General features: G+C 58.7%; 9 protein-coding genes and 1 pseudogene. 4 read left to right on the plus strand and 6 right to left on the minus strand.

Features of this window, described 5'->3' with window-relative positions; translation table 11 throughout:
• Window positions 1–162 precede the first annotated feature (162 nt).
• The 3 genes from BLJAPNOD_RS32695 to BLJAPNOD_RS32705 all read left to right on the plus strand — a co-directional run bounded on the left by BLJAPNOD_RS32695 (window position 163) and on the right by BLJAPNOD_RS32705 (window position 1,747).
• On the plus strand, window positions 163–429 hold the full coding sequence (locus BLJAPNOD_RS32695) for a cupin domain-containing protein (RefSeq protein WP_199566090.1): 267 nt from the start codon (window positions 163–165) through the stop codon (window positions 427–429).
• A gap of 296 nt (window positions 430–725) precedes the next feature.
• A complete protein-coding gene (locus tag BLJAPNOD_RS32700; RefSeq protein ID WP_077502458.1) occupies window positions 726–1,031 on the plus strand; it encodes a hypothetical protein in 306 nt (101 codons plus the stop codon).
• A 302-nt stretch (window positions 1,032–1,333) separates the two neighbouring features.
• Complete coding sequence (locus tag BLJAPNOD_RS32705) at window positions 1,334–1,747, plus strand: MEKHLA domain-containing protein (RefSeq protein ID WP_244611210.1); 414 nt, start codon at window positions 1,334–1,336, stop codon at window positions 1,745–1,747.
• 132 nt (window positions 1,748–1,879) lie between these two features.
• On the opposite strand, the gene BLJAPNOD_RS32710 is transcribed toward BLJAPNOD_RS32705, so the two are convergent.
• Window positions 1,880–3,973, minus strand: a complete 2,094-nt coding sequence (locus BLJAPNOD_RS32710) for a carboxy terminal-processing peptidase (protein WP_115422897.1) — start codon at window positions 3,971–3,973, stop codon at window positions 1,880–1,882.
• A gap of 379 nt (window positions 3,974–4,352) precedes the next feature.
• On the opposite strand from BLJAPNOD_RS32710, the gene BLJAPNOD_RS32715 reads away from it, so the two are divergent.
• The gene (locus tag BLJAPNOD_RS32715) at window positions 4,353–5,732 is read left to right on the plus strand and encodes a hypothetical protein (protein WP_115422898.1); all 1,380 of its coding nucleotides are present in this window, start codon (window positions 4,353–4,355) and stop codon (window positions 5,730–5,732) included.
• 87 nt (window positions 5,733–5,819) lie between these two features.
• On the opposite strand, the gene BLJAPNOD_RS32720 is transcribed toward BLJAPNOD_RS32715, so the two are convergent.
• The 5 genes and pseudogenes from BLJAPNOD_RS32720 to BLJAPNOD_RS32740 form a co-directional block, all read right to left on the minus strand.
• On the minus strand, window positions 5,820–6,482 hold the full coding sequence (locus BLJAPNOD_RS32720; protein WP_077502384.1) for a hypothetical protein: 663 nt from the start codon (window positions 6,480–6,482) through the stop codon (window positions 5,820–5,822).
• A 16-nt stretch (window positions 6,483–6,498) separates the two neighbouring features.
• Window positions 6,499–7,683: a hypothetical protein gene (locus BLJAPNOD_RS32725; RefSeq protein ID WP_077502385.1), complete on the minus strand. Its 1,185-nt coding sequence runs from the start codon at window positions 7,681–7,683 to the stop codon at window positions 6,499–6,501.
• A 35-nt stretch (window positions 7,684–7,718) separates the two neighbouring features.
• On the minus strand, window positions 7,719–8,489 hold the full coding sequence (locus tag BLJAPNOD_RS32730; protein WP_077502386.1) for a TfuA-like protein: 771 nt from the start codon (window positions 8,487–8,489) through the stop codon (window positions 7,719–7,721).
• A gap of 8 nt (window positions 8,490–8,497) precedes the next feature.
• Window positions 8,498–9,651 (minus strand): annotated as a pseudogene (locus BLJAPNOD_RS32735) (YcaO-like family protein).
• 67 nt (window positions 9,652–9,718) lie between these two features.
• A complete protein-coding gene (locus tag BLJAPNOD_RS32740; RefSeq protein WP_115422899.1) occupies window positions 9,719–12,787 on the minus strand; it encodes an AAA family ATPase in 3,069 nt (1,022 codons plus the stop codon).
• Window positions 12,788–12,951: the final 164 nt, after the last annotated feature.

The raw sequence follows: 12,951 nt of genomic DNA on the forward strand, positions 1-12,951 counted from the left end.
CGCGCGAGCAGGGGCGCTATGCCGCCGAATTCTACACAACCGTCAAGACGGCATATACATTGACGTGAGGGGAATTCACTTACGCTAGGTCAATTGATTGACGTTTGGTGTGTAGCGGCCTGGCGTCAGCCCAGGAAGTGGACGGCCACCGGGATCGAGCGGTTGGCGCTGGCTCGTCCTAGCCAGGACGTCGAGCTCCTTTCGTACACCGTGCCTACAGGCGCAACCTCCAGCCATTTCGCCGCGCACAAGCCGGGAACCCGCGAGATATTTCATGTCTTTGCTGGTCAGCTGGAGGTCTGCACAGCGCAGGAAACGGTTATCTTGAGCGCCGGCGATACAGCCACGCTGCGCGTGGACATGGAACATTGGTTCACCAGCACCGGAAAGGAATCGGCACGGCTCTTTCTCACGGTTCTCGGACCCTGAGGTCCTTTTGGTGTGGAGGACGGCAGTTTCGACAGGGTGAGCGGCAGCCATCTGCGTTGCGCGGTCTAAGGCGCTCCCCCTCGCCTTCCTGAGCTCAAGGTCACGAATGGACAAGCTGGCGCATTCCGGCACAAGGCCGATGCCAAGGCCGGATGGGGGAGTGATGGCGTGCCTCAATTCGGGGGCAAGCTGAGCGGACAGTCAATCGATAGACGGTGGGTTGCGCAAATGGTGAGTTGACCGTTTTCGATGGCGAGGCGACACTTGCAACCGAAAGCAAGGCAGGAGGAAAAATGATGGCCGAGCCGGACCCCTGGCGCCACATGGCAAGCGCGCCGAAAAACGGCAGTCGGATCCTCGTCACGATCCGCCCGTCCGAACAGGGGGCGGCTGAAGTTGATCTCGCCTATTGGTCGAATGGCGACCAGTTCGGTGCAGAAGGATGGCGCGCCTCTGATTCCTCGCCTGGCCGCATCGTCGAATACGCCGAGCCCGAATTGAAGTGCTGGATGCCGATGCCTTCGGCCAATCTCAATCGCACCTCGATGCCCTCGCCCTGGGAAGGCGACGACGAGCGAGAGCTCGACGGGTCCGGAATTTAAGAACGCGCGCAAAGCCGATCAGCTGAATTGAACGTAGCGAATTCAACCCGTCTGTTGTCCTCCTTGATCGTCTGGCAGCGGCACTCAACATGGATGTTGCAGAATTTTTCGCAGTGCTCCTGCCGTCAGAAACACCGCCAACGCCCATAGAAGACGGCCGCAAACCAAAACAGCAGCTACAGTCGACTCCGCGTTTGCCGACGGACCGAGTGTTGGATGGTCGCGTGCAAGTACGAACCGGCCACCTATGTGCAGCAGAAGGGAACGACGTGACGCCCGATCATGACGCGCAAGAGATCGGCTTGCTGATCATTGCAAGCTTTCGCCAGGTGACAGGTCGCAGCCTGATTGATCCAGCGGCGGACAGCCAATGGCTCTATGCGTCCGCTCCCTTTGCCGTGCTCGCACACGATCGATCCGATGATCCGCGCTTCATCTACGCAAACAAAACCGCCCAAGATTGTTTCGGCTATGGTTGGGACGAGTTTATCGGAATGCCGTCGCACCTTTCTGCACAGGCCCCTGAGCGTGAAGAAAGGCAGCGCTTTCTAGACAGCGTTTCTGCCCAGGGTTTCGTTGACAACTATCGCGGCCTTCGCATCGCGAAATCCGGGCGGCGGTTCTGGATCGAACACGCCACCGTCTGGCAGCTTGCGCGCGCAGACGGCGAGTATCTCGGTCAGGCCGCCGTCTTTCATAGCTGGAAAGATCTCTAATCCGCCATCCACCAATTCTCGGCGACCTGCCAAACGCCTCAGGCGGTTCGCACGATGCTCACCGAATCTCTGTTTGCGCCCCATTGGTGTGCGCGGGGCGGTCAAAAATTATCCTTCACCCGTGTCTGCCTATTATTTTGTGGCCGCCTTTAGCACGCCTTCCTGCAAGTCCGCCGCATCGGCGAGAATGGCGGCGGTCTCGTTCAGCAGGACGTCTTTCGCATTCTTGCGGGCGTTTTCGAGGGCAATATCCGCACTCAGGCTGCGCTCGTTGGCATAGAGACCATCATCTTCACCGGTGTTTTCGCCATCACCGGCCTGCGCTCGAGATTTGAGCCGATTTTCTCTATCAGCCAACTCTCTGCGACGCTCGGCCTCGTTGAGGGAGATGACCCCTTTCTCGCGCTGCGCCTTCAGGTCTGCAATGTCCTTCAGCAGGCGTTGGAAATCCGGATTGCCCTCAATCCGTGCATCGTGGCGGCCTTGTAGTGTCGGCAGCACCGTCGTGACAGTGTCGGCGGGCTGATACTTCGCGGGCTTGATCTGCGCCCACGGCAGGGCATTGTCATAACTGGTCTCGCCAAAGGTCGTCGGATCGGAGAGCCCCGGCAAGCTGATATCCGGTGTCACGCCGCGTAGCTGCGTCGTGCCGCCGTTGATCCGGAAAAACTGCGCAATCGTCACTTTCAGCTCACCGAATTCCGGCTTGTTGTTGCGAGCCATATCGTCGAGATTGACGACAGTTTGAACGGTGCCCTTGCCGAAACTGGGTTCGCCAACGATCACGCCTCGACCGTAATCCTGGATTGCCGCGGCAAAGATCTCCGATGCCGATGCCGACCCGCGATTGATCAGCACGCCCACAGGGCCGGTCCAGACAGGTGCTGGAAAGTCAGCGCTTCTTATCGCGACCTTACCGTCGCTATCGCGTTGCTGAACGACAGGTCCCGTGCCGATGAACAGGCCGGTCAAGTTAATCGCCTCTTCCAGGGAGCCGCCGCCATTGTTGCGCAGGTCAATGAGAACGCTGTCGACTTTCTCCTGCTTCAGTTCGTCGAGGAGCTTTCTGACATCGCGGCTGGCACTTCTATAATCCTTGTCTCCTTTGCGCCGGGCCTCAAAATCCTCATAGAACGCCGGCAGAGTGATCACCCCGACTTTGCGCGTAGCATCGCCCACTTTCACAGACAACACGGCCTTCTGGGCAGCCTGCTTTTCAAGGCTGATCTTGTCGCGCACCAGGCTGACAACCCGATGCGGGGCATCTGTTCCGGCATCCGCCGGCAAGATGTCCAAGCGCACGACGGACCCCTTCTTTCCTCGAATCAGTTGTACGACTTCATCAAGGCGCGTACCGACCACTTCCTTTATCGCCCCATCCTTGCCTTGGCCGACGCCGGTAATGCGGTCTCCGACCGCGAGCTTGCCAGACAACTGGGCAGGCCCGCCAGGCACGAGTTCACGGATCGTCGTGTAATCGTCGCGCTCCTGCAGCACGGCACCGATACCAACCAGCGAGAGTTTCATCGCGATATCGAAAGCGGCAGACGCGTTCGCGCCAAAATAGTCCGTGTGCGGATCAACCGACGTTGTGTAGGCGTTCATGAACGACTGGAAAACGTCGTCGCTCTTAAACTTGTAGGCGCGCTCGAGAGCGTTGGCATATCGCTTGTCGAGCGTTTCGCGAATAGCCGCGTCGCTCTTGCCGCCCAGTTTCAACCGCAACCAGTCGCTTTTGACGCGTTTGCGCCAAAGCTCGTTGCTCTCGGCCTCCGACTGCGGCCAAGGCGCTTTGTCACGCAGCACGGCGTAGTTTTCCTGCTGGCGGAAATCGAAGCCCTGCTTAAGCAATTGGCGTGCATAGTCCATGCGGTCGACAACGCGCTTGCCATAGACGTTGAAGATGTCGAACGGAATCTTCAAGTCTTTCCGCTCGATGGCGTCGTCGATCTCGCTGCGGTCCGCCATGAAACTGTCGACGTCCGCTTGCAGGAAGAGCGCACGGTCGGGATCAAGGGACTCGATGAACCGATCCATGATCCTGGCCGACAAGGAGTCATCGAGTGGAACGGGCTTGTAGCTGAAGCGCGTGAGAAATTTTGCGCTCAACTGAGCGGCTTTTGCCTGCTGCTTGACCGGCTCCAATACAGGCGGTGAAGCGACGTCAGCATATGCGGGCTGCACGACGGCAAGAAAAGCGCCAAGGAAGACGTATGAAATGCGCATTCAGCGTTGATCCAATTCTTAATGCCGAGTGTCGATGTGCAATCTAGGTGGCGCAATTATGGTTTTTTGGCAACCGTGTGGATCATGCGGCACATCTAACCGCCCTTCGACTCCTGGCGATTGAGTGTCGGGCCGCATGTCGGCGAAGCCGTCGTTTCCAAAATCTGACTGCGGAGGTTAGGCCGGATCTCCCGAAGATTCTCTCTCGCGCCTACCTGTTTTGTCCGGCTTGGATAACATAAAATCCCTCCGGGAGTTCACGCATTGAAATGAACGGTCACGTAAAATGACTTCCTATTCCCGGTCAGTGCGGTCATGTGATGATTGAAGTTCGTCTGAGTCATTGCTCGACGACCAACTGACCTAAAGAGCTGACAGCATGGAAAACCCGATCGCATTGAATCGCATCGCCGAAAACAACGTCTTCCGTAAGGGTGATGTTTTTGTCCTGTTCGGCGAACTGTTCGGTCGCGGATATGCGACTGGCCTGCTCGATGAAGCCCGGCGGGCTGGAATGGAGATCGTTGGCATCACGGTTGGACGGCGCGACGAGAATAACGCGTTGCGGCCTCTGGACGCCGAGGAACTCTCGGCCGCCGAGGACCGATTGGGCGGACGGATTATCAACATACCTCTCATGGCTGGCTTCGATCTCGACGCGCCGGCCGGAGGCCCCACTCCCACGGACCTTCTGGCGAGCATGACGCTCGAGAGCTGGGAACAGGATACGCTCGACTGGGATTACATCGCACAGTGCCGGGAGATCGCCACCGCCCGATTTACGAATTCGCTTGCGCAGGTCATGGCCGTTCTCGATGGAATGATTGCCGATGGCCGCAATGTCTTCTTCGCCCATACGATGGCCGGAGGTATCCCGAAGGCGAAGGTGTTCCTGGTCGTCGCCAATCGAATCTACAAGGGGCGTGGTTCCCGCCACATGTCGTCGCAAGCCCTGCTCGACAGCGATATGGGCAAGCTGATCCTGCAGAACTTCGACGAAGTCTCGGCAATCACATTTCGACATCTCATCGACTTCAGCGCGGCGATCCGCGAGCGCGTGGAGGCATCGGGTGCTCAGGTCCGGTATACGGCCTACGGTTATCACGGAACAGCAGTCCTGATCGACGGGAGCTATCGTTGGCAGACCTACACCAACTACACCCAGGGCTATGCCAAGATGCGGCTCGAAGGCATCGCGCAGGACGCCTGGGCAGCGGGTATAAAGGCAACCGTCTATAACTGCCCCGAAATCAGAACCAATTCATCCGACGTCTTCACGGGCATCGAGCTTCCCCTGATCCCGCTGCTGCTAGCCTTGAAGAAAGAGAACGGCGGCCAATGGGCAGAGGACCAGTGGCAGGCATGCCAGCAGCTTCTGGCAGACGGCTTCACGATGAACGATGTGATTCGGAAAATCACTGAGATGCAGGCCAACGAGGTCATGCGACCTTTCTACGACTTCTCGGCATGGCCCATGGCAAACAGCCAGGCGCAGTCCGATCTGACCATCGGCACGTCCAATGAGATCACGCAGATGCATCGGGACGGCAAGGCGATGATCAGCGACCTCCTGAGTGCGCTCGTCGTAGAGGCGACCGGCAAGCTCATTTTTGGCGAATCCTCAAACCCCGCCGGTCCCGTCCAGTGGCTCAACCACGATATCGTGGCGCGGCGACTGAACGCTTCCCACTTGAAAAGTGAGCCTGCCGGACACACCATCGCGCCAGGGACAACAGGCTCTCACCTTGAGGTCGCCTGACGGCTTCCCAATCTGGAGCATCCCGCCTTCAAGCGGGATCACTGAAGGTCCCGTCGATACCATTTACGAGCAGTAAGGGCGTTCCCGTCAATCCCGGAGCCGCTGTGGCGCCAGCGCCATCGTTTGCGCATAGGCGAGCGGCGACCGGTTGCCTGGCAGGTTTTCGTCCAGTACCAACGTTTTCAGATCGTCAGCGCGAATGTCGAGAGATATGGCCCGCTCGAGTTTGTCGATCGACCAGACCGCGTAGCCGAATGCCGGGTCAAATCCACAATCGCAGCCGCAATCGCCTTTGGCGATCTTCGACGGTCTTTCTGATAGGCACATGATCTGCGGTTTTGGTAGCTTGTAGCAATGCCCCTCATACGCATAACCATAAATCACGCCAATGCTATTAATGTAATTCTTCGGAACGTTCATGCTGACAGGAAGGAAGCTATAATACTCCCCATCGAAAACGGCGATTGTTACGCCGTCGCCGACAACTCCTGAGCTCTTCATTATATAGTCAATAATCTCTCCGATTCTTTTGCGGATCTCTTCAGCAATATCATTATTTCCAATGCGTTTTAGTTTTTCCTCGAGGTCAGCTATAGCTTCCCTGATAGCATCATCCTTATTCTTTCTTTCATAGAATTGAGCTGGTCGTCCATATAGTCTAACATCGCCTGGTCGATAATATCGATAGTCAATGATATCTTTTAGATTTTGCACGGTTCCAACAACGGGATTAACATAGCAACCACTCATCTTTCCCTCCTTTGGCTTACTTTGACGCGATGATTTCGCGCCAGGCAAAATTCTCTTCGAGCAGCTCGGCCGCCGCCCCTTGCGCTGCGGCAGTGACGGCATCTGCCGCCTGCTCAAGACGCAGTACGTTCGGATCAAGTGTTTTCAATGCGGTAGCAAGTGCAGCGCCCACCGCATCGCGTGCAGCGGTCAGTGCCAGCTTGAAATACAATGGCTTGGTGCTGAACGCCTCCGCCGTCGCCTGACGGAACGTATCGAATTCGTCCTGCCCCAGTTCCCGCAGGTCGACATCCAGAAGCCGTCTGTCGGCGCAACCATTCGCGACCAGATCGCGATGATAGAGCGCGACGATACTGTCGAAGATGGCACCAACGAACGGCAGCGCGCGGTCGTGCACCTCGCGGGTAACCGCGGACATTTTCCGGAAATTGGTCGCCAGGCGGATCTGCGTCTCGGGGCTCGTCTCCGCAAAGCGGTTCAATTCGTTGTAGAGCAGCAGATTGCCTCTCGTTCGCCGCAAGAGCCGGTCAATTGCGGAATCGAAGTGCAGGAACGAGATCAGTGAAACACAGTCCGAAAAAGCTTCGGAGAACGAAAAGAAGTCGCCGTCAGGCGATATCACGGTTGGTATGCCCGTCTCCGAGAGCATGACCAGATGCCCGACCTCGTGCGCGATCGTATCGAAGTTCAACGCGTAGGGCCTCAGTATGCCATCGACGTCGGAACGGCCCAGTTCCAGAAAGCCGTAGCCCGCTTGAGCATTGTCCCAATCGACAAATGGAACGATTTCAAGCCTTGGAAAGGTCTGATCGAAGAACCAGTGGACCCGCCGCCCCAAATAGCTCTGCCAGATATCGAGAACGAAACGCACGCAGGCGTAGGCGTGAACAGCAAGAAATGGACGCGAGGTTGGATCGATGTTGTCGAAGTGCCGGTCAGGCCCCGGCCTCACCGGCGCGCGCCTTGCTCCGTCGAATGGCGGCAAGTTCGCGAAGCCGTAGGGCTGCTTGTCATAGAGCGGATCCGCGACATACATGGAGAGGTCGCTAGGCCCCTCGCCTATTTCGTCGCGCGGTATCGACAACCACACGCGATCGGGCTGTTCGTATCCGGGAATAAAGGGTGGTTGAGGATAGATCCAGAAGCGTGTGCCAATACGCGCATTTCCGGAGTCGAGGGCATCGTCTCGAATCAGACGCATCGCACAATTGCCCCCAACGATGGAAAATCCGGCAATTAAGATTTCAATTTATAAGTGTTTACTAAATTTGAGTCAATGCCGCTCGCCTCGAGATCCCGGACAAAGGTGTTCGTTGCGACCCACGCATCGCGCACTCGATGCCCTGCATTTCCCTGAAGCAGGAGGGTTCGCGCGCTTCGCAGCGCCAGGAGAGCATCCTGCTTCTTTTGTCCCACGATGTCCTTCCGAAGATCCTTGAGCCCCTCCTCCCGCCACCCGGCATCCCGCAAAATCGCTTCGAACCGGCGCTCTCGAAAGTTCATGTTTCGCGCCATTGTTGTGAGCAAGTCGCGTTCAGCGGCGGTTAGGAAATTCCGGCGTTGCAGGTTTGCGAACATCCGCTGGAGATCGACCAGCGCGTCTGTCAAAGGAAGAAAGCCAAGCTCCGGCGGTCCCGAAAGAACAGCGACAGCATCATCGGGAGCAAGCCGCCAGCGACGATACCATCTGTAAATCACGCCGACGCCGATCATGCCGAATTCATTGAGTTCCGCCGCCCTGAGCGCGCCCATGCTTGCTGCTCCGATCACGACGATTCCTTGTGCCATCGCCCAGAGGATTTCCTTGTGTCGTACAGCCGGTCTGTCCTCGAATTGACCGTCGATCAGGATCATCGCCTGCGGACGGAATGCGTGGGCGGCAAGCAGAATGTCGCCTTGCGCGGCGGGCTGCAGGTAGATGGCGTCGAGAACCGGCGCCGCCTCGGCCAACCGAAGCGTCGGACCAAGAAACACCAGGATCGGACCTTTTTCACTCGCATCGGCCATGTGAACACTCACCGCAGGATCGAAAAGGGACTGGCGCCGGGAAGGATGGTTCTCACGCACTCCACGCCTGTTTCGGCGTCCGTTCCCACCGACACAGCCAATATGGGCCCCATGCCGGCGGAAAGGACTCTGTTCATGAGCGAGCCGAGATCCGAAACGGTGTCCGCCTCAGTTGCCCGCCGAGGCAATCCGGATGTGTCGACAAGAATGAGCTGGCGGGCCTTGGCGACGATCCGGTCGGTGCTGCGCCTGTAGTGCTCCCGAGTTTGATCGTCTCGCGCGCCTGATATCGCCCCGGCCCGCGCGGACAAGGCTTCGAGCATCGCGCTTTCAGCCGCCGCAGCGATGCTTGGTCCCGCCGCATAGCCTTCGGTCGGAAGGGCAAGGATCGGTTCGCCGGGACCCGTCTCGATCGTCTGGCACCAGACCACCGGAACATTTGCCTGCGAAGGGGCAAGCCAAAGACCGAAGGAAATGTGATGCTCGCCCGCAAGGGACAATATGTGATCAACGCCGTCACCCAGCCCGAGCGGGGACATGCGCATTCGATCGAAGAAGCCGTGGGTGGCGAAGGCACGAGCGATGGCGTCGCGCTCGATACATTCGAACAGTCCGTGCAGGAACGCGCCGAAGACGGTCCTGTGACAGGCGAGGCCGGTGGTCGTGCGCAAGAACAGGCCGTCATGAGGGGGGGGGGATCCGTGTAGCAGGTGTGAACCAGCTCCAGGGGGACCGGTTGCGGGACGCCAGCCGCAACATCGATGCCGGTGATCCAGGGTATCGTCCTCTGACGCCAGCTCCCCTGGAGATCGGGTGCCAGCAGATTTTCAAACAGGTCGCCAGCAATCTCGAGTTCATCCGCCGTCGTGGAAAATACCCGCTCCGGCGGAATGGCTTCGGCGTAGAACCGCTCGAGCGATTCCATGAGCGCGCCCACTGCCGCTTCCGCGAGGGTAAGGCCTCGCCCGAGAGACGTGACTTCGGAGAGTGCGGCGGGTCGAACGGCTTGAACCACCGGCAGGCCGATCCGGTCAAGTCCGGTCAGATCACCGAGCCGGGTTATGAGAGCACGATGGCAAAGCGGGAGTATTGCACGCAGGCACTGCTCAGCATCGTGCGGACCTACTGGACGCGAAAGGGGAGTGCACAGCCCGGAAACCACGGAGTGGTGAAAGGTTGCGAGCCTGCCGTCAAGACTTGACGGATCGTTCGATGCCGGGCCCGCTGGTTCAACGCTGAACGGCAACGCCAAGCTCCTGGATTGAATGCCTGGCCCGCTTTAGAAGCGCCTTTGCTCCTTGGCTCTCGGCAATTTCCACGGCTGAGGTCAGGTCGGCGACGATCGAATCCGTGATGGCGTTGCCCCGCGCGTTGAGAACGGCGCGGCGACGGTAAAGCTCGGCGAGCCAGTAGGCATGGCCGGTTTCCCTGGACTTTTCGATCGCGTCGTTCGTAACCTCAACCGCCGATTCATATTTTTCCGCATGCCCGAGCAACGTGGCGTGCATGGAGAGATAGATCGGGAGATCCGCGACAGTGCCGAGGCTCCTCAAGAGAGACAGCCCGTCGAGAAACATCGCATGCCCGCTCGTGAGACTTTCGCCATGCGCGCGAGCCCATCCGGCGAAGAGCAACGACAGGCCGGACAGCGACTGCATCTCATGCAACTTCGCGAAGTCTGCCATTCTGCCGGAAATTTCGGCGAGACGCGCATAATCGTCCCGGTAAAACGCTGACACCGCTTCCGTATCAAGCGAATGCGCCTTGCTCGGCGCGTGTGATATTCGGTCAACGAAGGCGACCATCTTCGAAAGCGCCGCATCCGATGCTTTCGATTGTCCTGTCAGCCATAGCGAAAGGGCCAGTTGCCCTAGACCACACACCTTGGCGTCATGGCCGCCAAATAACGTTCGGTTGGTTTTCGCCGATTGCTCGTCATAAAGCGCAAGTCCCGCCTTGATCGCATCCTGGGTTTCTCGATGGTGGCCGAGGTTAAAATAAATGGCCCAGATGCAATGATTGACCTGGAGCTTGATCTCAGGATCTTCCGCCCCGGCGAGCATCGCACGCACTTGCAGAGCGCGATCATGCATAATGCGAAAATCCGTTCCCGTGAGCCACCACCCCCAATAGATCGGAAACCACCTGGATTGATCTGCCATCGGCTGCCGACGGGCGATGGCCACGCCATCTTCATAGAGCTTGCGTGCCGGAGGTGAGTTCAGTCCGACAAGTCCGGTCAGGATTGGACCAAGTGAAGTCAGGGCAGACAGCTGTAGTGGCTCGATCGCATGTCCCTCGCCCAATTGGTCGCAAATCGCCAAGGCGTGCTCCAGATAGTTGCGCGCCTCTACCATCGCCGATCGGCTCGAACTTTCCTTGCCCGCCGCAGTGTACAGTTCGATCGCGCTTTCGATGTGTCCTGCGCTTTCCGCATGTTCGGCAAGCCTTCCGGTGTCGATCCAGGCGGCCAATTGGCGGTTCTGACTGACAGCCAGGAACAGCCGCCGGTGCAATGCCTGCCGCTGCCTGCGCAAGAGCGCGTTGTAGATCGTTTCCTGAATCAAAGCGTGCCGGAAACCGTAGGTGGTATGTCCCCGCGCCCTGATCCGCACCAGGAACCCCGAATCGCTCAGGGTCTCTGCGGCCTTGGCCAAGGACGTCTTGCTAAGCCCTGGCAGCAGTGCACGAAGCAATGACAGCGTGAACCGAGTGCCCGCAACCGCTCCCGCACGCGCCACGTCTTTGGCTGTGCCCAAATGGTTGAGCCGGGCATCCAATATTTCCTCGAATGCGGACACATGGCTGGGCTTAACGTTGTCGGATAGGTTCGTAGTGTCTGTGGCGACGTCCTCCGAGATCCATTGGCAGATCTGCTCGATGAAAAGCGGAACGCCGCCGGATATCCTCTCCATGACGTCGTAGAGGCCGGGGAGCATTGCGCGCCTCTGCTCCGGCCAACTTGCCTCTATCGCCTGTCGTGTTTCGTAACGATCGAGCGGGGCTAGGGTCAGACGGGTGGCGTTTGCCGCATCCAGCCAGTCCGCCGCAAAGCCGGGACGTGCGGTCGCGACGAGAAGAATCGGGAGCTGCCGCGCAACCCGAGCGGCCTCCGCCAGCAAATCCTGGGAGGTTGGATCGATCCAGTGGATGTCTTCGACTGCCAGTACGATCGGGCCATTCGCGCACAACGCCGCCAGTGCGCGAAACACAGCGCGAAAAGCTCTTTCCCGGATGGCTTTCGGGGCGTTGTCGGCGAGCTGTTGATTTCGCCCCAACGCACCCAGCAAATACGCGAATGTTTCAATCGTTTCTGCGTCGCGAATGCCATTTCGCTCAAAGCGGGTTGCCACAGCGTGTGCTGACAGGCCCAGTTGATCGTCTTGTCCGGACGCTGCGCCCACTATGCTGTTCAACAGGGGATGCAGCGTCGAGCGATGCCCCCCGGGCAAACACTGAAAGAAGAAAAGCCCAGATCGACGGTCACGCGTCATCTTGCGGACTTCCCGCAGGAGCCGCGACTTTCCGATGCCCGCGTCTCCCTCCAGCAAGAGTATCTCGCCACCGGTCGCGGCGACCCTTTCCCAGCAGGCGGCGATCGTCCGCAACTCGCTTTCGCGGCCAATGAAGCGGCCGCCAAGGCTACCGAACGCGTAGAACCTGTCGACCTCGATCTTGTGCCCGAGGGCACGCCACACCTTTTCCGGTACAGTGAAGCCCTTGAGCGTCTTCACGCCTTCGAACACGAAAGCGTGCGACCTGCCGGCCAGGTCGCGGGTGTCGCCTGAAACAAAAACGGTGTCTGGCGCGGCGATCTCTTCCAGACGGGTGGCTATGGCAAGTGCAGCCGCCGCAACCGGTTCCCCTTTCTCATCCTGCGTCTCTTGAATGAGCGCGACGGATGTCGCGATACCGACGCGGACGTGCAGGTCGTCGCGCCCGGCCTCTCGGCCGACGCGCGCGCAGCCTTCGACGATCCCGAGGCCCGCGCGAATGGCGAGCGATGCCGCATCCTTCGCACCGATCTCGACGTTGAAGAGCGCCACGCCACCGTCACCGGCCTCATGCTGTATAACGCCGGAATGGGCAATTATCGACTGTTTCGCGGCATTCTGAAACGCAACGATCAGGTCCTGATAGTCTTCTATGTCGAGCAGATGGAGAAGTCTCGTCGATCCGACGAGATCATAACAAAGGGCGGTGACGATCCGCCGCTCGCCTCCATATTCGGAGAGGCGTCCCTTGCGCCCCGAAGGTTTCGTCGGTTTTCGTGGTTTGTTGCCCCGACTTTCGAGCATCCGTCGCCCCTACCGCTCGCGTGTATGCTGGCTCCAAAATTCCCCTAGAATATATAACATAGGCGATCGACAGTCGCTTGTCGGCGGCGCAATTCAATTTGCAGACCTTGTCGCCAACTGCGCGGCCGCTCGATTTCCGACGCAAGCCGTCTTCAAAGGCGCGC

It is taken from the genome of Ensifer sp. M14 (assembly GCF_003355565.1).
GTDB lineage: Bacteria > Pseudomonadota > Alphaproteobacteria > Rhizobiales > Rhizobiaceae > Ensifer.